This is a genomic window from Micrococcus sp. EYE_212 (assembly GCF_023147585.1).
Taxonomy (GTDB): domain Bacteria; phylum Actinomycetota; class Actinomycetes; order Actinomycetales; family Micrococcaceae; genus Micrococcus.
Genome location: NZ_JAHXOZ010000007.1, coordinates 36,794 through 60,484, shown reverse-complemented (window position 1 = coordinate 60,484; position 23,691 = coordinate 36,794). Strand labels below are relative to the sequence as shown.

At 73.3% G+C, this 23,691-nt stretch carries 19 protein-coding genes and 1 pseudogene; 8 read left to right on the top strand and 12 right to left on the bottom strand.

The features are described from left to right. Positions 1 to 90: 90 nt before the first annotated feature. The 3 genes and pseudogenes from KZX60_RS11985 to KZX60_RS06140 all read left to right on the top strand — a co-directional run. Positions 91 to 1,032, top strand: a pseudogene (locus KZX60_RS11985) (cation-translocating P-type ATPase); the annotation flags it as partial. A 490-nt stretch (positions 1,033 to 1,522) separates the two neighbouring features. Then, complete coding sequence (locus KZX60_RS11980; RefSeq protein WP_348983741.1) at positions 1,523 to 2,581, top strand: HAD-IC family P-type ATPase; 1,059 nt, start codon at positions 1,523 to 1,525, stop codon at positions 2,579 to 2,581. 117 nt (positions 2,582 to 2,698) lie between these two features. Next, complete coding sequence (locus KZX60_RS06140) at positions 2,699 to 3,103, top strand: YtxH domain-containing protein (protein ID WP_248116492.1); 405 nt, start codon at positions 2,699 to 2,701, stop codon at positions 3,101 to 3,103. A 74-nt stretch (positions 3,104 to 3,177) separates the two neighbouring features. On the opposite strand, the gene KZX60_RS06135 is transcribed toward KZX60_RS06140, so the two are convergent. The 6 genes from KZX60_RS06135 to KZX60_RS06110 all read right to left on the bottom strand — a co-directional run bounded on the left by KZX60_RS06135 (position 3,178) and on the right by KZX60_RS06110 (position 9,120). Next, a complete protein-coding gene (locus KZX60_RS06135; RefSeq protein ID WP_248116489.1) occupies positions 3,178 to 3,945 on the bottom strand; it encodes a hypothetical protein in 768 nt (255 codons plus the stop codon). Next, positions 3,945 to 4,670, bottom strand: coding sequence for a Tat (twin-arginine translocation) pathway signal sequence (locus tag KZX60_RS06130; RefSeq protein ID WP_248116487.1), 726 nt, complete (start codon positions 4,668 to 4,670; stop codon positions 3,945 to 3,947). The genes KZX60_RS06135 and KZX60_RS06130 overlap by 1 nt, the downstream gene beginning before the upstream one ends. 53 nt (positions 4,671 to 4,723) lie before the next feature. Then, positions 4,724 to 6,157, bottom strand: a complete 1,434-nt coding sequence (locus KZX60_RS06125; protein WP_282442644.1) for an LLM class flavin-dependent oxidoreductase — start codon at positions 6,155 to 6,157, stop codon at positions 4,724 to 4,726. Between the two features lie 181 nt (positions 6,158 to 6,338). Further along, positions 6,339 to 7,268 carry a MetQ/NlpA family ABC transporter substrate-binding protein gene (locus KZX60_RS06120; protein ID WP_248116485.1) on the bottom strand — a complete coding sequence of 310 codons (930 nt, stop codon included), beginning with the start codon at positions 7,266 to 7,268 and terminating at the stop codon, positions 6,339 to 6,341. 89 nt (positions 7,269 to 7,357) lie between these two features. After that, a complete protein-coding gene (locus KZX60_RS06115; RefSeq protein WP_135030714.1) occupies positions 7,358 to 8,059 on the bottom strand; it encodes a methionine ABC transporter permease in 702 nt (233 codons plus the stop codon). After that, positions 8,056 to 9,120: a methionine ABC transporter ATP-binding protein gene (locus tag KZX60_RS06110; RefSeq protein WP_248116483.1), complete on the bottom strand. Its 1,065-nt coding sequence runs from the start codon at positions 9,118 to 9,120 to the stop codon at positions 8,056 to 8,058. The genes KZX60_RS06115 and KZX60_RS06110 overlap by 4 nt, the downstream gene beginning before the upstream one ends. Before the next feature lie 476 nt (positions 9,121 to 9,596). Here KZX60_RS06110 and KZX60_RS06105 point away from each other — a divergent pair, with 476 nt between their 5' ends. The 3 genes from KZX60_RS06105 to KZX60_RS06095 all read left to right on the top strand — a co-directional run bounded on the left by KZX60_RS06105 (position 9,597) and on the right by KZX60_RS06095 (position 12,398). Then, positions 9,597 to 10,481, top strand: a complete 885-nt coding sequence (locus KZX60_RS06105) for an ABC transporter ATP-binding protein (protein ID WP_248116481.1) — start codon at positions 9,597 to 9,599, stop codon at positions 10,479 to 10,481. 31 nt (positions 10,482 to 10,512) lie between these two features. Continuing rightward, entirely contained in the window at positions 10,513 to 11,547 is a 1,035-nt protein-coding gene (locus tag KZX60_RS06100) for an aliphatic sulfonate ABC transporter substrate-binding protein (RefSeq protein WP_248116479.1), read from the top strand. Between the two features lie 62 nt (positions 11,548 to 11,609). Then, positions 11,610 to 12,398, top strand: coding sequence for an ABC transporter permease (locus KZX60_RS06095; protein ID WP_248116626.1), 789 nt, complete (start codon positions 11,610 to 11,612; stop codon positions 12,396 to 12,398). A 7-nt stretch (positions 12,399 to 12,405) separates the two neighbouring features. Here KZX60_RS06095 and KZX60_RS06090 read toward each other — a convergent pair whose 3' ends face one another. Beyond that, positions 12,406 to 13,653, bottom strand: a complete 1,248-nt coding sequence (locus KZX60_RS06090; RefSeq protein ID WP_248116478.1) for an acyl-CoA dehydrogenase — start codon at positions 13,651 to 13,653, stop codon at positions 12,406 to 12,408. A gap of 151 nt (positions 13,654 to 13,804) precedes the next feature. Here KZX60_RS06090 and acs point away from each other — a divergent pair, with 151 nt between their 5' ends. Continuing rightward, positions 13,805 to 15,955: an acetate--CoA ligase gene (acs, locus tag KZX60_RS06085; protein ID WP_248116476.1), complete on the top strand. Its 2,151-nt coding sequence runs from the start codon at positions 13,805 to 13,807 to the stop codon at positions 15,953 to 15,955. Positions 15,956 to 15,997: 42 nt separating this feature from the next. Here acs and KZX60_RS06080 read toward each other — a convergent pair whose 3' ends face one another. Further along, positions 15,998 to 16,756, bottom strand: a complete 759-nt coding sequence (locus KZX60_RS06080) for a hypothetical protein (RefSeq protein WP_248116475.1) — start codon at positions 16,754 to 16,756, stop codon at positions 15,998 to 16,000. Positions 16,757 to 16,921: 165 nt separating this feature from the next. On the opposite strand from KZX60_RS06080, the gene KZX60_RS06075 reads away from it, so the two are divergent. After that, positions 16,922 to 18,394 carry an MDR family MFS transporter gene (locus KZX60_RS06075; protein ID WP_248116473.1) on the top strand — a complete coding sequence of 491 codons (1,473 nt, stop codon included), beginning with the start codon at positions 16,922 to 16,924 and terminating at the stop codon, positions 18,392 to 18,394. Between the two features lie 93 nt (positions 18,395 to 18,487). Here the strand turns inward: KZX60_RS06075 and KZX60_RS06070 are convergent, their stop codons facing one another. From KZX60_RS06070 to KZX60_RS06055, 4 genes are all read right to left on the bottom strand, one after another. Further along, on the bottom strand, positions 18,488 to 19,354 hold the full coding sequence (locus KZX60_RS06070; protein ID WP_248116471.1) for a siderophore-interacting protein: 867 nt from the start codon (positions 19,352 to 19,354) through the stop codon (positions 18,488 to 18,490). A gap of 100 nt (positions 19,355 to 19,454) precedes the next feature. Further along, positions 19,455 to 20,840 (bottom strand): LLM class flavin-dependent oxidoreductase, encoded by a 1,386-nt coding sequence (locus KZX60_RS06065; protein WP_248116469.1) that lies wholly within the window; start codon positions 20,838 to 20,840, stop codon positions 19,455 to 19,457. Beyond that, positions 20,837 to 22,255 carry an MFS transporter gene (locus KZX60_RS06060; protein ID WP_248116467.1) on the bottom strand — a complete coding sequence of 473 codons (1,419 nt, stop codon included), beginning with the start codon at positions 22,253 to 22,255 and terminating at the stop codon, positions 20,837 to 20,839. Before KZX60_RS06060 ends, KZX60_RS06065 begins: the two co-directional genes overlap by 4 nt. Further along, positions 22,252 to 23,691 carry an acyl-CoA dehydrogenase family protein gene (locus KZX60_RS06055; protein ID WP_248116466.1) on the bottom strand — a complete coding sequence of 480 codons (1,440 nt, stop codon included), beginning with the start codon at positions 23,689 to 23,691 and terminating at the stop codon, positions 22,252 to 22,254. Before KZX60_RS06055 ends, KZX60_RS06060 begins: the two co-directional genes overlap by 4 nt.

Sequence of the window (23,691 nt, the reverse complement as noted above, 5' to 3'; positions counted from 1 at the left end):
CGGCGCGGGGGACTCAGGGTGGGGTGGGCAGGGGCCGAGATCCACCCTGGGGCGGATGTGCCCCCCGGCCCGTCCCCCTAGTTTCATGGGGTGACCGATGCGAGCGTGCGCCTGCGGGCCGATCCGATCTGTGGGCTGACCCACGCCGAGGTGGCCGAGCGGGAGGCGGCCGGTCTCACGAACGCGCAGCCGCGGGACACCTCCCGCAGCCTCGCCACCATCCTGCGCGTGCACGTGCTCACGCTGTTCAACCTGGCCATCGGCCTGTGCGCGCTCGTGGTGGTCCTGCTGGGCCGCTGGTTCGACCTCCTCTTCAGCCTCGCGGCCGTGGCCAACGTGGTCATCGGCGTGGTGCAGGAGTACTCCGCCAAGCGCACCCTGGACCGGATCGCCCTGCTGAACCAGGACGACGCCCTCGTCGTCCGCGACGGGGAGCGCGTCCCCGTGCGGATCGTCCAGATCGTGCTCGACGACGTCGTGGTGCTGCGCCGCGGCGACCAGGTGCCCGTGGACGCCGAGGTGCTCGCCTCGGAGGGCCTGGACCTCGACGAGGCCCTCCTCACCGGGGAGAACGACCCCGTCCCCAAGCGCCCCGGCGACGCCGTGCTCTCCGGCTCCTCCGTGGTCGCGGGCACCGGGCTGGTCCGCGCGACCGCCGTGGGCCCCGACTCGCACGCCGCCCGCCTCGGCGCCGAGGCCAGGAAGTACCGGGCGATCCACTCGGAGCTGCGCGAGGGCCTCGAGAAGGTGGCCCGCTGGCTCACGATCGCCCTGGTGCCGATCATCGCCGTGATCGTGAACGGCCAGGTCACCGCGGCCGGCGGCTGGGGACGCGCGCTCTCCGCCCCGCGCGAGGAGACGCTCGAGCCCGCGCTGATCGCGTCCGTGGCCGCCGTGACCAGCATGATCCCGCAGGGCCTGGCGCTCATGACCACCATCTCGTTCGCCGTGGCCGCCCTGAAGCTGGCCCGGCGCGAGGTCCTCATCCAGGAGCAGCCCGCCGTGGAGGTCCTGGCCCGCGTGGACACCGTGTGCCTGGACAAGACCGGCACGCTCACGGAGGGCGGCGTGAGCTTCCACGGCGCCAGCCCGCCGCACGCCGGGGACGCCGGTGCCGCGCCTGGCATCAGGGCTGAGATCTCCCCGGCCACCCGGGCGGCGCTGGCCTGGTTCGGTGCGGACCCGGACGCCAACCCGACGGCGGCCGCCCTCCGAGAGCCGTTCGCCGCCGCGCCCGTGTCCATCCCGATCGCCGCGGTCCCGTTCTCCAGTGCCCGGCGCTGGTCCGCCGTCGTCTTCGGTCCAGACGCCGACGCCCACGCCCCAGGCCTCGCCGGGACGTGGCTGCTGGGCGCCCCCGAGGCGCTGCTGGACGCCGCGCACCTGGGCCCGGAGCGCACCGACGCCGTCGGGGCGGGCTGCGCTCACAGCGCGGACCGCGGGCTGCGCACCATGCTGCTGTGCCGCGCGGACGCCGCGCCCGTCGGCGAGGAGCTCCCCCGCGGGCCGGGATCCGGCCGCCGTGCTCACGTTCCAGGAGAACGTGCGCCCGGACGCCGCGCAGACCCTGGGGTACTTCCGGGATCAGGGGGTGCGGATCGCCGTGATCTCGGGGGACAGTCCGCGCACGGTGGCCGCCGTCGCCCGCACCGTGGGTGTGGACGTGCCCGGCGGCGCCGTGGACGGGCGCACCCTGCCCTCGGATCCGGAGGAGCTCGCGGAGGTCATGCAGGCCCACAGCGTGTTCGGCCGCGTCGCCCCGGAGCAGAAGCGGGCCATGGTCGCGGCCCTGCAGAGCCGCGGCCACGTGGTGGCCATGACGGGCGACGGCGTCAACGACGCCCTCGCGCTGAAGACCGCCGACCTCGGGATCGCGATGGGCAACGCCGCATCCGCCACCAAGGCCGTCTCCCGGATGGTGCTGCTCGACGGGCGCTTCGACCGCCTGCCGGCTGTGCTCGCGGAGGGGCGCCAGGTGATCGCCAACATGGAGCGCCTGGCGCACATCTACCTCACGAAGACCACGTATGCGCTGCTGCTCGGCGTGGTGTTCTCCCTCCTGGCCTGGCCGTTCCCGCTGCTGCCCCGGCAGGCCTCCACGGTGGACCTCATCATGATCGGCGCGCCCACGTTCTTCCTCGCGCTGCTGCCCAACGCCCGGCGCTACGTGCCGGGGTTCCTCGGGCGTGCGCTGCGGTTCGCCCTGCCCAGCGGCGCGGTGATCCTCGCGGCCATGCTGGCCCTGGGCTGGTACGTGCGGAACCGGGCCGCGGGCGAGGTGGGCACGGCGCAGCTGCAGACCGCCGCCATGATCACCCTGACGCTCGCGGGCCTCTGGGTCCTCAGCACCATGGCGCGGCCGCTCACCCGCGGCACGGCGGTGCTGATCGCCGCGATGTACGCGGTGCTCGCCCTCGTGGTGCTCGTGCCGGCCTCCCGCTGGTACCACGTCCTCGAGGTCCCTGCCCCGGACGTGCTCACCGCGTCCCTGGTGATCGCCGGGCTCGCGTGCGCAGGCATCGAGGCGATCCACCGGGTGCACCGGCGTCATGGGGAGCGCACGGTGCCCCTGAGACGTTGACGCTGTGCCCTCGGCGGGGCGAGAGTAGGGCGTGATTCCACTGTGGAACGGCGCCTCCTCCGGGTGGGCCCTCCGCAGCGGGGCAGATCTGACCGTCAGACACAGAAGGAGAACACCATGCGTTGGCTCACTCTCGGCCTCGGTGCCGCCCTCGGCTACTTCCTCGCCTCCGGCGAGGGCCGCCAGAACCTCGACAAGATGTCCCAGAACGCGCAGAAGCTCTGGAACGACCCCAAGACCCAGGAGAAGGTGGGACACGTGCAGGAGACCGCTCAGCAGAAGTTCGCCGAGGTGAAGAACTCGGACAAGGTCCAGGACCTCGCCGCCAAGGTCGGCGCGGGTGAGAAGGACGCGCTCAAGGGCGATGACCGCGCGAGCCGCTCGGAGGACTCCTTCGCCGACCAGCGCGTGACCGAGTCCAACAACGACAACGTGCAGGCGGCCAACGCGACCGGCGCCGATCCGGACTTCATCTCGGATCCCTCCACCCCGCTCGGCGACGAGGGCCCCACGGCCCGCTGACCCGCGCACCCCGGACCGACGACGCGGCCCGCCTCCCCCTCCGGGGCGGCGGGCCGCGTCGCGTCCGTCGAGGGTCAGGCCGCGGGTGCCGCGGCGGGCTCGGCGATCGCATCCTCGGCCGGCGCCTCGATGGGCGGCACGGCGTTCCACTCGGAGAACGTGGTGACGGCCCCGGTGCCCGCGGACTCGGTCTCCACGGTCAGCAGCTCGCCGTCGTCCTGGGCCACGGTGAAGGCCCGCAGCGCGACGCCGCCGCCCTCCCCGCTCGCCGGCACGTCGAGCACGTAGCGCATGGCGTCCTGGCCGCTGCGGCGCAGGGTGTCCGCGTCCGCCTCCTTGCCGTCCAGGCCGTCGCCGGCGGGCAGCGCCGCCAGCAGCGAGTCCACCATGGCCCCCATGCCCTGTGCGGACGGGTCGCCCGTGGCCTTGGCCGCGGTCCACTTCTCGGCGTACTCGGGGTCCTCCCCGGCCACGCCGCCGCGCTCCTCGAGCGTGAAGCGGGAGAAGGTGCGCCCGTCCACGGTGCGGCTCTCGTCGCGCGTGGTGTACGCGCCGTCGCGGAACTCGCTCACGTAGCGGAAGGCCTCTCCCGACGTCGGCCCGGAGATGTCCGTGGAGTCCGGCACGGTGGCGCCGGCGGACGTCTGCGCGCCGGCGCGCAGCTCGGTGACCATGCGGACCGAGTCGGCCTGCTCGAGCTGGGTGCGGGCCTTCGCCCACGCCTCGGGGGCGGCGCCGCCGTCAGCCCCGCACCCCGAGAGCACCAGGGCCGCCCCCGTCCCCAGGACGGCCAGCGGGAGGGCCCGGCGCGCGCCGCGCCGCTTCATCAGGTCGCCACGCATCACTCGGACACCTCCTCCGGCACCTCGGCCGGGTCGATCGCGTTCCAGTCGCTGAGCTCGTACTGCTGGAGGGCGTTCGCGGCCTCCACCTGCAGGCCCACGAGGGAGCCGTCCTCATCCACCGTGAAGGAGCGCACGCGGACGGGCTCGCCTTCGCCCGCGGCGGCCTGGGCCGCGCCCGCGACGTCGGCCGGCACCGCGTACCGCTGGGCGTGGCCGTCCTGGAGCTCGACCTCCTCCGGCTCCACGTCCGCACCCTCGAGGGCGTCCGCGGCGGGGAGGGCGATCCGGTCCAGCTCGGTGCGCAGCGGGTTCGCCTGGGCCTGCGCCTGGTCCGCGGGGAGGCGCTTCCACCCGTCGTCGCCGTACGCGGCGCGGACCTGCGCGGGGACGTCCTGGCCTTCCGTGCTGACGCGCGCGTAGACGTCCTCGCCCACGGTGCGGGTGTCCACGACCATGCGGGAGTCCTCCCCCACGCCCATGGTGGCGGTCGAGGTGGCGTTGCCGCCGTCGAGCGCGCCGGCGATGTCCCACGTGACCACGCTGGGGCCCTGGCGTCCCGTGGTGTACGCGGTGGAGAGGCGGACCGAGTCCGCCTCGTCGAGCTGGGTGCGGGCCTGCTTCCAGGCCTCACCCGCGGGCTGGGGATCCGACGCGCACCCGGCGAGGGCCAGGGCGCCGATGAGCCCCAGTCCCGCCGCGTGGACGGCACGTCTGCGCTGCATGTTCTCCTCCTCGGTGCGGCCGCGGGGTGGGCCCGCGGTCCTCGCGCCTCACCTTACCGACGACGGCGCAGCGCGAAGGACGCCCCGTGGTGGCCCTCCGGGAGGTGGTCGCCACGGCCGAAGAGCTTGTGGCGCAGCGTGCCGTCCGTGTACGCGGTCTTGTAGCGGCCCAGACGCTGGAGCTCGGGCACCACGTGCTCCACGACGTCCTCGAACGTCCCGGGGGTGATGTGGTAGGCCAGGTTGAAGCCGTCCACGTCCGTCTCGTCGGCCCAGTCGGCCAGCTGCCGCGCCGCCGATGCGCCGCCGCCCACGATCACCGGGCCGAAGCCGCCGATGCCCACCCACTCGGCCAGCTTGCGGACCGTCCACTCCTCGTCCGTGCCAGAGGCCTTCTGGAAGGTCTCCACCGCGGACTGGATGGCGTTGGACTGCACGTCGCCGATCGGCTCGTCCAGCTCGTACTGCGAGAGGTCGATGCCCATCCAGCCGGACATCAGCACGAGACCGCCGAGCGGGTCCACGTACTGGGCGAGGTCGTCGTACTTGGCGCGGGCGTCGTCGTCGGTGGCGCCGGTGACCACGGTCTGCATGGCGAAGACCTTGACGTCGTAGGGGTCGCGGCCGGCCTCGACGAGGGCCTGGCGGATCTTCGCGGTGGTGGCCTTGGCCAGCTCCTTCGTGGGGGAGTTGATGAAGACCGCCTCGGCGTGCTTGCCCGCGAAGGCGCGGCCGCGCGTCGAGGCGCCGGCCTGGTAGATCACGGGGGTGCGCTGCGCGGAGGGCTCGGTCACGGCATGGCCGGGCACCTTGAACCACGTCCCCTCGTGGGCGATGTCGTGGACCTTGGCCGGGTCCGCGAACACGCCGGTCTCCTTGTCGTAGACCACCGCGTCGTCCTCCCACGAGCCCTCGAGGAGCTTGTAGACGACGTCGAGGTACTCGTCCGCGTGCTCGTAGCGCTCGTCGTGCTCCATCTGGTCGTCCTGGCCCATGTTCTGGGCCGCCGAGGGCAGGTAGCCGGTGACGACGTTCCAGCCCACGCGGCCGCCCGTGAGGTGGTCCAGCGTGGCCAGGCGGCGGGCGAACGGGTACGGGTGCTCGTAGGCGGTGCCGGCGGTGACCCCGAAGCCGAGGTGCTCGGTGACGGCGGCCATCGCCGAGACCAGCAGGAACGGGTCGTTGACCGGGGTCTGCGCACCAGTGCGGATGGCGGCCTCGGAGGTGCCCCCGTAGACGGAGTAGGGGCCGAGCACGTCCGCGATGAACAGGCCGTCGAAGAGACCCTGCTCAAGGGTCTTGGCCAGGTGCGTCCAGTAGCCCAGCGTGTTGTAGTCGCGGGCGTGGTCGTCCGGATGGCGCCACAGGCCCGGCGACTGGTGGGCCACGCAGTTCATGTCGAAGGCGTTGAAGAGCAGCTCGCGGCCGCGGCCCGGGGCCGGGGGGGCGGCGGGGACGGCGGGCTGGGCGGTGTTCTCGGTGGTCATGGCAGGAGGTCCTTCGGGAGTGGAGGGCAGAAGAGGTCGGACGCTCAGTCCAGCCCCGGCCGATGCGGGGGGCAATTCGGGGTGGCGGCGAGGCGCGCGCAACGTCACCTTCGCCGCGCCCTGCACGGGAGGGCTGCGCGGCCGCCGGCGTGTGACCCGGGGTTGCGGGGTGCCCGACGGGTCAGTCCTCGGAGACGGGGGTGAGCACGCCGGCGACCAGGGGATCGTCGGTGGTCTCGAGGTACTCCTTGAACTTCGGGTCGCTGAAGACCTCCTGCAGCTTCTTGGTCTCCGGCGACTCCACGGCGTCGGTGGCGACGATCAGGCGGGAGGCGAAGCTCCGGGGCGGGTCCGGGAAGAGGATCCCCTTGTCCCGGCTCACCTTGCCGGCGTCGAACAGGTTCGTGTATCCGACGGCGACGTCCACCGAGTCCAGGGTCCGCGGCATGGACAGCAGGTCGATCTCCTGGAAGTCGAAGCCGCGGGGGTTCGCGGTGACGTCCTTGAGGCGGGCAGTGCGCGGCTCGATCGACGGGTCCAGCTCGATCAGGCCCTCACGCTGGAGCAGCCACAACGCCTGCCCCTGGTTCGCGAGGTCCGTGGGCACGGCCACCACGGCCCCGGCGGGGACGCCGTCCAGGGAGTCGTAGCGGGAGGAGTACAGGCCGAACGCCCACTGGTACAGCTCCGTGGTGGGCGTCAGGTCGAACCCATTCCCGTCCGCCACCTGTTTCATGTACCACTGGTGCTCGAAGATGGTGGCGTCCACCTCACCCGTGGCCACCGCGCGGTTCGCCTGGACCGAGTCCGCGATCCCGACCGGCTCGATGGTGACACCGTGCTGCGGCGCGATCTCCGCCGCCACGTACTCGAGGATGCGCTCCTCGCCTGCCATGGCGGGCTCGTAGTGGACCCGCAGGGGCCGGTCGACGGCCGCCGCCGATCCGCCGGCGGCCACCGCCGGATGGGCCGCACCCCGCATCAGGATGACCCCCAGAGCCAGGGCGATGATCGCGGCGACGGCGGCCACGGTCCAGGGGAGGCGGTCGGTGCGCCGCCGCAGGGTGAACCCGTGGTCGTGGCCGGTGGTGGACGGAGTGGAACGCGGCAAGGGGTGCCTCCTGATGAGGTCGAGCGGGCGAGGGGAAGGGCGAGGATGAGAACGTGGGCGTCCCGGCGAGGACGCCCGGCCGTGATCGGTCACGGGCGTTCCAGGGACCGGGCGAGGCGGTCGCCGGCGAACTGAACCAGCTGCACGCTGACGATCAGCACGACGATGGTCGCCGCCATGACGGTCATGTCGAACCGCTGGTAGCCGTAGGTGACGGCCAGATAGCCGATGCCGCCGGCACCGATGGTCCCCGCGATGGCCGAGTACTCGAGCATCGAGATCGTGTTGAGGGTGAGGGCCGAGACGAGGCCCGGCACCGCCTCCCGCAGCTGGGTCTGCAGGATGATCTGGACCGGCGAGCTGCCGGTGACGAGGCCGACGGCGAGGTTCTCCCGAGGGAGGTCGTTCAGAGTGTTCTGGACGAGCCGGGCGAAGAAGGGGACGCCGGCGATGACCATGGGCACCACGGCGGCACGGATGCCCAGGGTGGTCCCCGTGATCCATGCGGTGAAGGGGATGATCGCGGCCATCAGGACGAGGAAGGGGAGCGAGCGCCCCATGTTGGCGACCCAGCTGAGGACGCCGTGCCAGCGGGGATGGGGGAAGAGCCCACGGGAGGACGTGTTGTACAGCAGCACGCCTCCGATCCCGCCGAAGGCCACGACGAAGACCATGACGATCCCGACCATCGCCCAGGTCTCGCCGTAGGCCGGGAGCAGGAGCGCAGGGATCTCGCTCCACGGGGTGTCGAAGGTGAGCGGCTCGGAGGCGGCGGCGGCGAGCGCGATCATGCCGCGACCCCTGCGACCTCACGCGTCAGGTCGGCGTCGGCCGGACGCCCGCGCACGGGCACGTCGGCACCGCCCTCCACGATCACCCGGAGCCCGGCGGCGTCCAGAACCGCGACGGCGGCGGCGACCTGCCGCTGATCGTCGGTGCCGAACCCGATCACCAGCCGGCCGAGCGGACGGGTGCCGTGGTCCTCGAGGGTGCCGCCCAGCAGGCTCACCCCCGCGGACACGGCGCGGGCGAGGTCGCCGAACCAAGCGGGGTCGACGGGGACGGAGCCCAGGGAGACGCGCAGGACGGTGCGCACACCGGGCACCCGCTCCACCGGGTGGACGGGCAGGAGCTGGCCGGCCGCCGGAGAGTCCCCGCGTCCGATCAGGTCGGCGACCCGTCCGTGCTCCGCGATCCGCCCGTGGTCCAGGAAGGCCACCTCGTCGGCCGCGGCCCGGACGGCCTCCATCTCGTGGGTGATGAGGACGATCGAGACTCCGAGGTCGGCGCGCAGCTCGGTGAGGAGGCGGAGGATCTGATGGGTCGAGCGCGGATCGAGACCTGAGGTGGACTCGTCCGAGAGGAGGATGCGAGGTCGAAGAGCGAGCGCCCGGGCGATGCCGACCCGCTGCGCCTGACCACCCGAGAGCTGGCCGGGGTAGGCGTCCGCCTTGTGCAGCAGATCCACCCGTTCCAGGAGCTCCGCCACCCGCGCCTCCATCTCCCCGTGCTCCACTCCGAGGTTGCGCAGCGGCAGTGCGACGTTCTCAGCGACGGTGATCCGGCGCAGCAGCGCCGAGTGCTGGAAGATCGTCCCGATCGAGCGGCGGCTGTCCCGCAGCGCACGCCCGGAGAGCTCGGACAGGTTGCGCCCGTCCACGAGAATCTGCCCGGAGGAGGGCGTCTCCAGGAGGGAGATGCAGCGGGACAGGGTGGACTTGCCGGCCCCCGACGGACCGACCACGGCGGTGATGGATCCGTCCGGCACCGTCAGGTCGATGCCCTTCAGCACCTCGACCGGTCGCCCGGTCTTCAACTCGTATCTCTTGTGCAGATCGACGATCTCCAGCACGGCGTCTCCTTCATCGGGTCGCGACCGGCGCACGGGTTCTCGCGTCGGGCCGCCGCACGGCGGGGCCCGGGAAGCGTGGACGCGTCCATCGGTCCTGGCGGGAGCACCCTGGCCCTCACCCTGCCTGCGGGAGGCGGGTGAGGCGGGCTGCTGCGGCGTCGTCGAGCCAGATCTCTCGGCCGCTCTGGATGGGTGACCCCAGCTGACCACAGGCCGCGTCGTCAGCGGATCCACCTCGGTGTGAGAGGACCCGCGACACTCGCCGGACGGGGCGCGGCCCCATGGCGGGCCGTAGATGACGTGCGAGGTCACGGGCGTTGGAGAGCCGCGCCGTCGTCGTGGTGGGGTCGGTGCACCCCTTCCCCACGGGCCGGCACCGATGCCCGGCTCGACGACGCCGGGGCGACTCACCCCGCTCCTGCCCGGAGCGGACGGGGGTCGCCACGCCAGCACCCCGATGGGACGACACACGTTCGATGCCTGCACACACCCTCAGCCCCGCTGACCGATCCCTCCTGGCCGCTGACCGTCCACCGGCCGCCGCCACGCCAGCCCCCACCGCGCGACGGGACAGCCTCGGCGTCACCTTCCACCGTGTCGGGCGCACCTTCAGCACGGCGGATGGACCGCGCGTCGTGCTGCGGGACGTGGACCTCACGGTCGCACCCGGCGAGGTGCTGGCCATCCTGGGGGCGTCCGGCTGTGGCAAGTCCACGCTCCTGCGCGCCATCGGCGGCCTGGACATGGGCTTCGACGGCCTCGTCGCCATCGACGGGGACCCCGTGCGTCCCTACGACGAACGCACTGCCGTGGGTTTCCAGGAGCCCCGCCTGATGCCGTGGCGAACCATCCGGCAGAACGTGGAGATGGGCCTCCCCCGAACGCTGGACCGCGCAGAGGGGCAGGCCCGGGTGGACGACCTGCTCGCGCTCGTGGGCCTGGCGCCGTTCGCCCACCACCGGCCCCGCGAGGTCTCCGGCGGCATGGCCCAGCGTGCCTCCCTGGCGCGGGCGCTGACCCGGCGCCCCGGCGTCCTCCTCCTGGACGAGCCGTTCGGGGCGCTCGACGCACTCACTCGCCTGAAGATGCAGGACCTCCTCCTGGACGTCCATGCGGCCACGGGGACCACGGTCATTCTGGTGACGCACGACGTCGAGGAGGCGCTGCACCTGGCCGACCGGGTGCTGCTGTTGGCCGACCCGACCCGTGCCGACGGCGAGCGCCCTCCAGCCCCAGGGGCCACCGTGAGCCAGATCGTCACCGTTCCCGGCGCGCGGCCGCACGACCGCAGCAACCCCGAGCTCGTCCGACTCCGCACTCGCCTCCTGGCGGGACTCGGCGTCGCGACCCCCAGCCTCTGACATCCCCCGCCGCCGAAGGAAAGGCCTCCCCATGTCCCGTGACCGCACCCTCACCCTCCGCCTCGCCGGCCTCCTCACCGCCGGCCTCCTCGGGCTGACCGCCTGCGCCGGTGAGAACGCCGCCCCCTCCGCAGGCTCCACCTCCGCGGCGGGCCAGGCGGCGGGAGACTCCGACCGCCTCACCATCGACTTCGCCACCTACAACCCGCTGTCCCTGGTCATCAAGGAGAAGGGCTGGCTCGAGGAGGAGCTGAAGGACGACGGCGTGACGGTGGAGTGGGTCCAGTCCGCCGGCTCCAACAAGGCGAACGAGGGCCTGCGCTCCGGGTCCCTGGACGTCGGCTCCACAGCCGGCTCCGCGGCGCTGCTGAACCGCGCCAACGGGGCTCCGATCAAGACCATCGTGGTGGCCAACCAGCCGGAATGGGCGGCGCTCGTGACCACGGCGGACTCCGGCATCACCTCGGTGGACGATCTGGCCGGGCATGCGGTGGCCGCCACCAAGGGGACCGACCCGTACTTCTTCCTCGTCCAGTCACTCGACGAGGCGGGGGTGGACCCGTCGTCCGTGACGATCCAGAACCTCCAGCACGCGGATGGGCGCGCAGCCCTGGAGAACGGCTCCGTGGACGCGTGGGCCGGGCTCGACCCCATCATGGCGGGCGCCGAGGCCAAGGGGGCGGTGCTGTTCCAGCGGGATCCGGAGCTCAACAGCTACGGCTTCGTCAACGCCACCGAAGACTTCGTCAAGGAGAGCCCGGACACCGCGCAGGCGGTGGCCGACGCCTACGAAAAGGCGCGCGCCTGGGCCGACGAGAACCCCGAGGAGACGGCGGCGATCCTGGCGGACGTCGCCGGGATCGACGAGGCCGTGGCCTCCACGGTCATCAACGAGCGGACCAACCTGGACGTCTCCCCCGTGCCCGGCGCCGACCAGCGCACCGTGCTGGAGCGCATCGGAAAGATCTTCGTCGAGACGGGCGACGTCGCGGGCCAGGACCAGGTGGACGACGCCCTGGAGAGCCTCTTCGAGCCGTCCTTCGCGGAGAAGGCGGAGAGCCGGTGAGCACGGAGACGGCCCTTCTGCAGCCCGCATCCGTCCCTGAGGTGCACGACAGCGCCACCCCGGTGCGTGCGGTCCGCGCCCCGCGGCAGGACCCGCTCTCCCGTCGGGGGGTGCGCGCGGCCGTCGGGCTCCTCGTCCCCGCCACGCTCGTGGCCCTGTGGTGGGCCGCGACGGCGGCGGGCGTGTTCTCTGCCGTGCAGCTGCCCGCACCGGGCGCGGTGTTCGCCGCAGGCGCGGACCTCCTGCGGCGCGGCACCCTGGCCACGCACATCGGCATCTCGGTGCAGCGCGTATTACTGGGGTTCGCGATCGGAGCGGCGGCGGGACTCGTCGTCGGATCCGTGCTGGGCCTCTCACGCTGGGCGGACGCCCTGCTGGCACCCCTGATCGGCGCACTGCGCGCCGTGCCGTCCCTGGCCTGGGTCCCCCTCCTGATCCTCTGGATGCAGATCGGGGAGGACTCCAAGGTCACCCTGATCGCGATCGGCGCCTTCTTCCCGGTGTTCACCACGGTGCACGCCGCGCTGCGCCACGTGGACCCCCACCTCGTGGAGGCCGGACGGGCGTTCGGGTATCACGGCGTGGCCCTGCTGCGCACTGTGCAGCTCCCCGCCGTGATGCCCTCCGTGTTCTCCGGACTGCGGCTTGCCCTGGCACAGGCCTGGCTCTTCCTGGTGGCCGCCGAGCTCATCGCGTCCTCGATGGGCCTGGGCTTCCTCCTCACCGACTCCCAGAACAACGGGCGCACCGACCGCCTGATCCTCGCGATCATCCTGCTGGCCGTGCTGGGCAAGCTCACCGACTGGATCCTGGGCCTCGTCGAACGGTGGGCGCTGCGCCGCTGGAGCTGAGACCCCCTCACTCGTCGTCCGGCACGTCCCCCGCAGAGGTGTAGGCCACGGGCGCGGTGCCGTTGACGAGCCAGTCGCCCGCCATGCGCACCTTGAACGCAGCCGGGTCATGGGCCGCGAGGGTGCGGGCGTTGCGCCAGTGGCGGTCCAGCTGCAGCGCCGTCGACGTCGCGGAGGCGCCGAGCGTGTCGAAGATGCGCGTGCACACGTCCAGCACGGCGGTGGGGACCACGGCCTGCGCGCGGTACGCGGCCACCATCGCCTCGCGGGTCAGGGTGCGGCGGGCATCGTCGTCGCCCTCCTCTCCGGCCGCCTGCGCCGCGTCCATCAGCCGCCCGACGGCGCGCACCATCTCCTCCGCCGCGGCCTGCTGACCCGCGAGCTGGCCCATGATCTCCAGCAGCTGCGGGTCCTGGGCAGGCACCGCGGCGGTGCCGGTGTTGAAGGTCCGCCGGCGGTCTCGCAGCAGCTGTGTCCCCTCCGCGAGCGCGGCGCGGCCCACACCGGCCTGCAGCGCGAGCAGGGTGGCCTCCTGGAGCACGGGCACGGGGCCGTCCCCGTGCGGCACCTCGAGCAGCTCCTCGGCGGCCGCCCCGTCGAGCACCACGGAGCCCGTGGCGGTGAGGCGCTGGCCGAATCCGTCCCAGTCGTCCCTCACGCGCACGCGCGGCTGGCGTACGCGCACCACGGCGACGGCGCGGTCCGGCTCCCGCACGAGACCGCCGGCCCGCTTGGAGTTGCGCCGCGAGACGAGGCCCGCGCCCTCGATGCCCACCGTCGCGATGGTCCACGTGGCGAAGGCGGAGCCGGTGGCGTAGTACTTCTGCCCCGTCACGACCCAGGTGCCGCCCTCGTCCCGCTCCGCCAGGGTGGCCGCCTTCCCCGGCGCGGCGCCGGAGCGCTCCGCGAGTGCGGACCCGGCCCAGTCCCCCTCCACCACGCGCCGCAGCCAGGTCCTCGCCGTCGCGGGCGCCTGGTCGAGCACCGTGGACACAAAGACGAGGTGGGAGCGCCACAGGTGGGCCGTGTTCACGTCGCGGGAGGCGAGGTCCATGAGCAGCCGCAGCAGCGTCTCGGCGCCGCCGCCCTCCCCGCCGAACTCCTCCGGCACACCCACGCGGCCGAACCCGGACTCGCGCAGCGCCTGCTGCGCCGCGAACGGCAGGTGGCGCCCCACCTCCCGGGCCCGTTCGCCCCGCCCCACGGCGTCGAAGGATGCGGCATAGCGAGCGGCGAGGGTGGCGTAGTCCGTCATGGGTTCCACTGTGGCACCGAAGTCGCCCCGGATCGGGTCATCGCACGTCACATAGGGGCGGCCGGGCCGGGTCGACGGCGGCGGGCGCCGGATGAAGACGCTCTCCGCGCCCGGATTCGGGCCGCGCGGTCGGCCCCCTTTCACTGGAGTGATGCGTGCCCAGTCCCCCGACGTCGTCCCCTCCGCCGATCCGGTGCGCCGCCCGAACGACGGCGTCCCCGCCGCCGCGCTCGCCACGCTGCCCGGCCCGCTGCCGCGGGAGGTCGTGGACGCCGCCGACCCGGACGTGCACCCGGGCCGTCCCGCCGGCCTCGCGCACGGGGGCCGCGGCGATGGCGAGCGCGTGCGCGAGGAGGAGCGGCTCGCCTTCTGGGAGGCCGTCGGACGGCGCCTCACGTGGGACCGTGACTTCACCCGCGTGCAGGACCTCGCCCCGTCCGATCCGGCGACCGAGCGCGGCCCGGACATCCGCTGGTACGCGGACGGCGCCCTGAATGTGACCGTCAACTGCGTGGACCGGCACGTGGACGCCGGCCGCGGGGAGAAGGTGGCCCTGTACTTCGAGGGCGAGCCGGGCGACCGCGAGGCCGTGACCTACGCGGACCTGCAGCGCCGTGTGGCCCGCGCGGCGAATGCGCTCGAGGAGCTGGGCATCACCGCCGGCGACCGCGTGGTCGTGTACCTGCCCGTGATCGTGGAGACAATCGTCATCGCCCTGGCGTGCGCGCGCATCGGCGCGGTGCACTCCCTCGTGTTCGGGGGCTTCTCCGCCGAGGCGCTGCGCTTCCGCGTGGAGGACACCGGCGCCAAGCTGCTCGTCACCACGGACGGCCAGCACCGCCGTGGGAAGGTGGTGCCCGTCAAGGAGAACGCAGACGCCGCCGTCGCCGGTCAGAACCAGGTCGAGCACGTGCTCGTGGTGGACCGCTGCGGCCTCACCGGACCGGGCGAGATCGCGTGGACGGACGGCCGGGACCTGTGGTGGCACGACGTCGTGGACCGCCAGCCGGCCACCCACGCCGCGCGCGCCTTCGAGGCCGAGCACCCGCTGTTCATCATGTACACCTCGGGCACCACGGGGCAGCCCAAGGGTCTCGTGCACACCTCGGCGGGCTACCTCGCCGCGGCCTCGTGGACGCACGACTTCCTGTTCTCCCACCCGGACCCGGCACGGCGCGACGACGACGTCCACTGGTGCACCGCTGACCTCGCGTGGGTCACCGCGCACACCTACGAGATCTACGGTCCGCTCTCGAACGGGGTCACGCAGGTGATCTACGAGGGCGTGCCCAATGCACCACATCCGGGCCGTCACTTCGAGGTGATCGACCGCTACCGTGTGACCAGCTACTACACCGCGCCCACGCTCATCCGCTCGCTCATGGGCTGGCACCCGGACGGGATCCCGGCGGAGGATGCCGGCGGCCCCTCGCTCGCGTCCATCCGCCTGATCGGCACCGTGGGCGAGGCCGTGAATCCCGAGGCGTGGGCGTGGGCCCGCACCCAGATCGGCCGGGCCGGGCTCGAGCGAACCGGCACCCCGGTGCCCATGGTGGACACGTGGTGGCAGTCCGAGACGGGCTCCACCGTCATCTCCCCCCGCCCCACGGACACCACGTTCAAGCCGGGCTGCGGTTCCCGCCCGCTGCCCGGCGTCGACGTGGCCGTGGTCGACGCCGACGGCGCGCCCGTGTCCGCGCACCTGCAGGGCAAGATCGTGGTCACCCGGACCTCACCGTCCATGGCGCGCACGGTGTGGGGCAACCCGGCACGGTACTTCCGCTCCTACTGGGCGGACTACGCGGAGCAGGGCTGGTTCCTCGCCGGGGACGGCGCCAAGACCGACGACGACGGCGACGTCTGGATCCTCGGGCGCGTCGACGACGTCATCAACATCTCCGGGCACCGGCTGAGCACGATCGAGATCGAGTCGGCGCTCGTGGCGCACCCCCATGTGGTGGAGGCGGGCGTGTGCCCCGTGCCCGACGAGCGCACCGGTCACGCGGCGGTGGCCTTCGTCGTGCCGAGCCGGGAGTGGGCGACGGCGTTCGCGGACGGGGGCGAGGACGTCGCGACGAAGCGCGCCGAGGAGCTCCGCCGGCACGTCGGCCGGGTGATCGGCCCGGTGGCCAAGCCGGGCGAGGTGGTGTTCGTCCCGGATGTGCCGAAGACGCGCTCGGGCAAGATCATGCGGCGCCTCCTCTCGCAGCTGCACACCGGGGACCGCCTCGGGGACACCACGAGCCTGCAGAACGAGTGGTGCGTCGGGCAGATCGCGGAAGTGCTGGCCGCCCGCGCCTGACCGCCCCGCTCTCGCCGGCGCCGCATCAGGAGCGGGCCCGCGTCAGCCGGCCAGACCCTGGAGCTGCTTCATGTCGAAGATCTGGTCGTCGGCGGGCCGCTCGGGGGGCTGCACGGCGTCCCACTCCGTGAAGGTGACCGTCGCGTCCGCGGCGGCGTCGTCCGGGTTCGTCCCCTCGAGGCGGTACAGGACGTCGTCCTCCGGGTCCACGTACATCACGCGGGCGAAGTCCTTCGCCTCCTCGGGCAGGGTGTACTTGAGGTACTCCTGGCCGTCGAGCTCCACCTTCTCGGGCTTGAGGTCCTTGCCGTCGAAGGCGTCCTCGGCAGGCAGGTCCTTCTCCATCTCGTCCATCATGTCCTTGAGGGAGAGGTCCTCGGCGTTCTCCTCCGGCATGAGCATCCACCGGTCGCCCACGATCTCGGAGAACATCGCCATCTCCGGAGGAGCGTCCTCCCCTTCGGCCTGCATCTTCATGAAGGACTCGTCCTGGAGGCGGAGGACCTCCATGTCCATGGTGGTCGCGCCCATGTCCATCGCCATGGTGCCCTTGAGGTGAGATCCGTCGGTGGCGCCGGCGAGGTCCGCGTTCGCGGACTGGATCTCGGAGGAGGGCGAGCCCGCGGCCCCGTCCTCCGCGTTCGCCACGCCCTCCATCTGCAGCCGCAGGCTCTGCGCATCCACGATCTTCTTCCGGACGTCGGGCCAGGACTCCTCGAGGGTGGGGGCGGAGGCGCAGCCGGTCAGGAGCAGGCCGCTCGCGAGGAGGAGCCCGGCAGCGGAGGGCAGGGAGGACTTCATGGCGGTCTCCTTCACGGATGCGCCCGCGGGCCTGGCCGACTCGCGGATCGAGGATGACGACGTCAGCCTCTCACCCCCGTCCGGAACCGTCACGGGGCGGGGTCCCGCCCGCCCCCATAGACTGGCGGCCGTTCCCCGCTCGGTCCCGCCCCCTGAAAGGCCCCCGTGACCTCATCCCCCGACGCCGGCTCCCCGGGCCCCGCGCACGACGACGGCGAGCGCGCCCTCGTCGCCGACACCCTCGCCCCCGGCACCGGCCGACTCATCGGCCTGCTCGTCTCCGCCGCCTTCGTGGTGATCCTCAACGAGACGATCATGTCCGTGGCGCTGCCGCGCCTGATGGAGGAGTTCTCGGTCTCGGCCGCCTCGGCGCAGTGGCTCTCCACCGGCTTCATGCTGACGATGGCCGTGGTCATCCCCTTCACCGGGTGGCTGCTGAACCGGTTCACCCTCCGCACCGTGTTCATCATCGCCATGAGCGCGTTCACGCTCGGCACCGCTCTGGCGGGACTGGCGCCGACCTTCGGGATCCTGCTCGCCGGACGCGTGGTGCAGGCCGTCGGCACGGCCATCATGATGCCGCTGCTGATGACCACGGTGCTCAACGTGGTGCCGCTGGCCCGCCGCGGGCGCATCATGGGCGTCATCTCGATCGTCATCGCCGTGGCCCCGGCCACCGGCCCCACCGTGGGCGGAGTGATCCTCGAGCACTTCACGTGGCGCTGGCTGTTCTTCACCGTGCTGCCCATCGCCCTGTTCGCTCTGGCCGCCGGCGCCGCGTGGGTCCGCAACGTCACCGAGCCGCATCCTGTCCGCCTGGACGTGCCCTCCGGAGCGCTCTCCGCCGTCGGCTTCGCGGGCCTGGTCTTCGGCCTCTCCAGCATCGGCGAGGCCGCGGGCGGGCACGCGGCCGTCGCGCCGTGGATCCCGATCCTGGTGGGTGTGCTCGCCCTGGCGGCGTTCGCGGCCCGCCAGCTGCGGCTCAAGGACCGCGCGCTCCTGGACCTGCGCACGCTCGCCCGGCCCACGTTCACGGTGGCGCTGGGCGTGATGCTCGTGTCCATGATGGCCCTGTTCGGCACCATCATCCTGTTGCCCATCTACCTGCAGGAGGTGCTCGGCTGGAGCACCCAGCAGTCCGGCCTGGCTCTGCTGCCCGGCGGCGTCGTGATGGCGGTGCTCGGCTACGTGGTGGGAACCCTCTACGACCGCGTCGGCCCGCGCCCGCTCGTCGTGCCGGGCTCGGTTCTCGGCGCCGCGGGACTGTGGGGCTACACCACGCTGAGCGAGGACTCGAGCGCCCTCATGGTGGTGGGCCTGCACGTGGCCATCTCGATCGGTCTCTCCCTGCTGTTCTCCCCGCTCATGACGACGGCGCTCAGCGCCCTGCCCCGGCCGCTGTACGCGCACGGCTCCGCCCTGATGTCCACGCTGCAGCAGGTGGCCGGCGCGGCGGGCACGGCGCTGTTCATCACGCTGCTCACGGTGGGCACGGCGTCGTCGGCCGCGGCAGGCCTGCCGGCGCGGGCCGCCATGATGGACGGCGTGCACCTGGCGTTCCTCTCTGGCGCGGCGGTGTTCACGCTCAACGTGGTGGCGGTGTGGTTCGTGAAGCGCCCGGCGGCCGACGCGGCGTGAGCCCTGCCCCGGGTGACGAGCCCTGCGCTGTCGCCCTGGAGACCGCGCGACAGGCACAACGACGCAGGGTTCGTCGCATGGGCACGTCACCCCTCAGGGGAAGATCTGCCCCACCGGCGTCTGCTTCTCCGCCTGGAACGCGTCCTCGGCGCGGCCGAACGCCCAGTAGGCGCTGACGGACATGGACCGCCGGTCCACCCCGCGCTCGTCCGTGAGGTACGCCCGCGCGGCCTTCACCTGCTCGCGCTCCCCGTGCACGAACGCGTGCACCCGGCCCTCGCGCCACGGGAGCGCGCGCAGCTCGGCAGCCCAGCGCGTCGCCTCCGGGGTGAAGTCCCCGCCGCGGTGCAGCCAGCGCACCTCGACGCCGAGCGGTGCCTCGAGCGGCAGCTCGTCCTCCGCGCCGCCCACCTCGATCAGCGCGGTCCCGACGGCGTCCGGGGCCGTGCGCGCGAGGTCCTCCAGGGCGGCGGCGATCGCGGGCAGGGCGGAGTCGTCACCGACCAACAGGTGCCAGTCCGCCCCGGGATCGGGGCTGTAGCTGCCGCCGGGTCCCATGAACGCCACCGTGTCCCCCGGCTGTGCCGAGGCGGCCCACGGACCGGCGAGGCCGTCGTCGGGACCGGTGCCGTGCACCACGAAGTCCACGTCCACCGTGCCGGCCGCCGCGTCCACGGCGCGCACCGTGTAGGTGCGGCGGACGGGCATCTGCTCGGGTGTGAGGCGCTCGCGGAGGGCGTCCAGGTCGTAGGGCGGGGTGAGGCCGAGCACGGGGTCGGTGAAGAGCAGCTTGATGTACTGATCCGCCGCACCCTTGGCGGCCCAGCGGGCGTGGAAGTCCGCGAACTGCTCGCCGCCGAGCGTCAGGCGGACCAGGTGCGGGCTGAGGCGCTCGGTGCGCTGGACCGTCAGCACGGTCTGGGGGCGGGCGGGGCGGCCGGGCTCGTCGGGGCGGGTCATGCCCTCACTCTCCCACGCCGCGGCGCGACGAGCCCTGCGTTGTGGTGCCTGTTCCCGCGGGATCGGCAGCACGACGCAGGGCTCGTCGAGGACGGGGAGGTCAGCCGCGGAACCCCGCGCCCCGGTGATCCTCCGGCAAGCGCGGCCCCGCGCCGGTGACGTTCTCGCGCAGCGTCCTCCCGGCCTCGGGCTCGCGCAGCGCGCCGCGGCGGCGCAGCTCCGGGCTCACGAGCGTGGTGAACCGCTCGAGGTCGGCCGGGCGCACGGCCGCGGAGATGTTGAAGCCGTCCACACCGGTCTCGGCCTGCCAGCGCTCGAGCTCGTCCGCCACGGTCGCCGGGGAACCCACGATCACGGGGCCGCGCCCGCCGATCGCCACGAACTCGGCCACGTCCCGCAGCGTCCACAGCTTCCCCGAGGGGTCCGCGGTGAAGGCCGCGAGCGCGGAGCGGTTCGCGTCCGTCACCACGTGCTCCAGCGGCGCGTCCGGGTCCAGGCCCGCGAAGTCCACGCCGGTCCAGCCGCCGAACAGGGCGAGGGCACCCGCAACGTCCACGAAGTCCGCGTAGCCACGCAGCCGCTCCTCCGCCGCCTCGTCCGTCTCGGCGACGACGACGGTCACCATCGCGAGCACACGGATCGCGTCCTCGGCGCGGCCGGCGTCGACGAGCCCCGCCCGCGTCTGCTCGACGAAGCGGCGGACGTGCGCCGTCGTCGGGCCGATGGCGAAGACGGCCTCGGCGTGCTCCTGCGCGAACCGCAGCCCCCGCGCGGAGGCGCCGGCCTGGAAGAGGAACGGGGTGCCCTGCGGACCGGGGTGGGTGAGCGCGGTGTCGGGGACGCGGAAGTGCGTGCCCGCCACGCCGGCCGGGTGCACGCGCTCCGGGTCCGCGAAGACGCCGGCGGCGGCGTCCTTGACCACGGCGCCCGGCTCCACCGATCCCTCGAAGAGGCGGTAGACGGCGTCGAGGTGCTCGTCGGCGCGGTCGTAGCGCTCGTCGTGCGGCAGCTGCCGGTCCAGCCCGAGGTTGCGGGCCGCGGAGTCCTGGTAGCTGGTCACGACGTTCCAGGCCACGCGGCCCTGCGTGAAGTGGTCGAGCGTCGCGAAGGTGCGGGCCAACTGGTACGGCTGCTCGTATGTGACGGACGCGGTGACGCCGAAGCCGAGGCGGTCGGTCACGGCGGCCATGGCGGGCACGGCCACGGTCGGCTCGAGCAGCGGCCACTGGACGCCGCCGCGCACGGTGGCCTCGACCCCGCCGCCGTACACGTCGTACAGGCCCAGGACGTCCGCGAGGAACAGCGCGGTGAACCCGCCCTCCTCCACGGTGCGGGCGAGGTCGGTCCAGTAGGAGAGGCGGTCGAACTCGGCGATCCGCGACTCCGGGTGCCGCCACAGCCCCGGGGACTGGTGCACGGGCGTCATCATCTCGAACGCGCTGAGCAGGAAGGGCTGGGCGCTCTGCGCCTCGGGCTGCGTGGTCATCGGGTCTCCTGGACGGTCGGGACGGCGGGCGCTGATCCGGACGCCTCGCCGCGGCGCGCGGTCGGATCGGCGGCCTGGCTGGACGCCCACAGGGAGAGCCCGGCCAGGACGGTGAGGTACGCGGCGATCAGCCACGGGGTGCGCCCTCCGGCTTCGAAGAGCAGGGCCGCGACGAACGGGGCGATGCCGCCGCCGAGCACCGTGCCGATCTGGTAGCTGAGGTTCACGCCGGAGTAGCGCACCTGCACGGGGAACTGCTCGGCGAACCACGCCGCCTGCGGGCCGTACACGGAGTCGTGGGCCACGTTGATCACGAGCACGACGACGATCGGCAGCCACGCGATCAGCCCGGCCTCGGTCACGGCGAACACGGCCCACCCGGCGACGGCGATGAGGGCGTAGCCGAGCTGGGACACCCGGCGTCGGCCCCACCGGTCGGAGAGCGCGGCCCACAGCGGGGTGCTCACGAGTCCGATCGCGGAGGCGACCATGATCGAGGTGAGGAGGATCCCGCTGTCATGCCCGCGCAGCACGAGGAAGCTCACGAGGTACACGGTGATCAGGTAGTACACCCCGTTCTGTCCCAGGCGCAGGCCGGCCGTGACGAGCACGGCCCGGCCGTGGTCCCGCAGCAGCTCGCGGACCGGGGAGGCGCTGAGCTCGCCGGCCGCGCGCCGCTCCTGGAACTCCGGCGCGTCCTGCACGCCGAGGCGGATCACCAGGGCGATCGCCACGAGCACGGCGGAGGCGAGGAAGGGGATGCGCCAGCCGTAGGCGGCGAACTGCTCCTCCGTGGTGAACAGGTGGACGATGCTGAACGCGGCCGTGGCCAGCAGCATGCCCGCCGAGGAGCCGATCTGCGTGAAGGAGCCGAAGAAGCCGCGGCGGTGCGCGGGGGCGTGCTCCACGGACATCAGCGCGGCCCCGCCCCACTCCATCCCGGCAGAGACGCCCTGCACGAGGCGCAGGAGGACGAGACCGGCGACGGCCCACCAGCCGGCCTGCGCGAAGGTGGGCAGCAGGCCGATGAGGAAGGAGGAGACGCCCATGAGCAGGAGGGAGACCACGAGGAGGGCCTTGCGCCCCACGCGGTCACCGAAGTGCCCGGCCACGATCCCGCCGAGCGGGCGCATCACCACGCCCACCGCGAGGGTGGCGAAGGAGGCGAGCGTGGCTCCGAGCTGCGTGGCGCCCGGGAAGAACTGCACGTTGAACACGAGGGCGGCGGCCAGGCCGTAGAGGTAGAAGTCGTACCACTCGATGGTGGTGCCCAGCAGCGAGGAGACGACGGCGCGCGTGCGGTGGCGCCGGCCGGCGGGGGTCTCGGCAGGGGCGGCCGGGGTGGCGGGCGCGTTCCCGGTGCCGGGCCCCGACGACGGCGGGGTCGCCTCCGGAGCGTCCAGGACGGTGCTCATCGGGCGTCCCCCTCGGTGATGACGACGGTGGACGCCGCGGCGTCGGTCGGCTTTGAACCCGTCGCCGGCGCATCGCCGATCGCGGAGAGCCCCTCGGGCAGGGTGCCGTTGATCCAGTAGTCGCCCACGGCCCGGGCGCGGAAGGCGATGGGGTTGTGCGTGGCCACGGTCTGCGCGTTGCGCCAGTGGCGGTCCAGGCCCTTGGCGGTGGACGTGTCCGAGGCGCCGCCGGTGAGGAAGAGCTCCTGTGCGGCGCCGATCGCGAGCTCGGGCACGGTGATCTGCGCGTGCTCCACCGCGATCTCGGCGTTCGCGAACGCGAGCGGCGTCTCCCCGTCGTAGCCCCAGCGGTCGGCGCCGGTGGCCGCCCCGGCCGCGAGCGCGGCGTCGAGCGCGTCCGCCGCCGCCAGCACCGTGGCCTCCGCGGTGAACGCCTTCGCGGCGATCCGGCCCACGGCCTCCTGGATCAGCGGATCCTCGCGGAACGGCAGGCCCAGGCCCGTGTTGAAGGTGCGCACGCGCGCGGCCACGCGGGCGCCGGCGTCGCGGCGTGCGGCCCGGGCGATGCCGGCCAGCACCGCGAGCAGGATCAGCTGGAAGTACGCGGCCTCGAACACGGCCTCCGGGGTGCCGGGGATGCGCCGCAGCACGTCGCCTGCGGGGATCCTCACGTCCTCGAACACCGCGGTGCCCGTGCCGGTGAGGCGCTGCCCGAAGCCGTCCCAGTCGTCCTCGAGGGTGACGCCGGGGGCGTCCACGGGCACGACGGCGAAGCCGCGCCCGGCGTCCACGCTCCCGTCGGCGCGGCGCACGGAGGCGGAGACGCGGGTGTGCGAGGAGAAGATCGAGCCCGTGGCGTAGTACTTCGTGCCGGAGAGCGTCCACGCGGGCGCGGAGCCGGCCGCGCCGTCGTCGCCCGCCTCCGCCGCGTCCTCCGTGAGCACCGTGTTGAGCGTGCCGAGCGCGTTGCCGCCCTTCTCCGTGGAGGCGTTGCCCACCGTGGCGCCGGCGAAGACGCGCTCGTACCAGCGCGTGCGCACGTCCTCGGGCTGGAACCGCAGCGCGTCGAGGAAGCCCAGGTGTGAGCGGTAGAGGTGGGCCACGTTGGAGTCGGCCTCGGCGAGGTCCACCAGCAGGGCGATCGTGGTGCGCACGTCGACGCCGGGCCCGCCCGCCTCGGCGGGCACGCGCAGCACCGCGAAGCCGGCGGCGTTGAGCGCGCGGACCTCCTCGAAGGGCAGGATCCGCTCGTGATCGCGCTCTCGGGAGCCCTCCGCGATCCGCGCGAAGAGCGGCGCGAAGTGGGCGCGCAGCCCGGCGAGGTCGCGGGGCAGGTCACCCACGTCGACCTCGGGCGGGGTGAGGAGGGAGGTCTCCGCGCGGGGCGACTCGGGGCGGACGTCCTCCGCGCGGGCGGCGGTGAGGGTCTCGGTCAT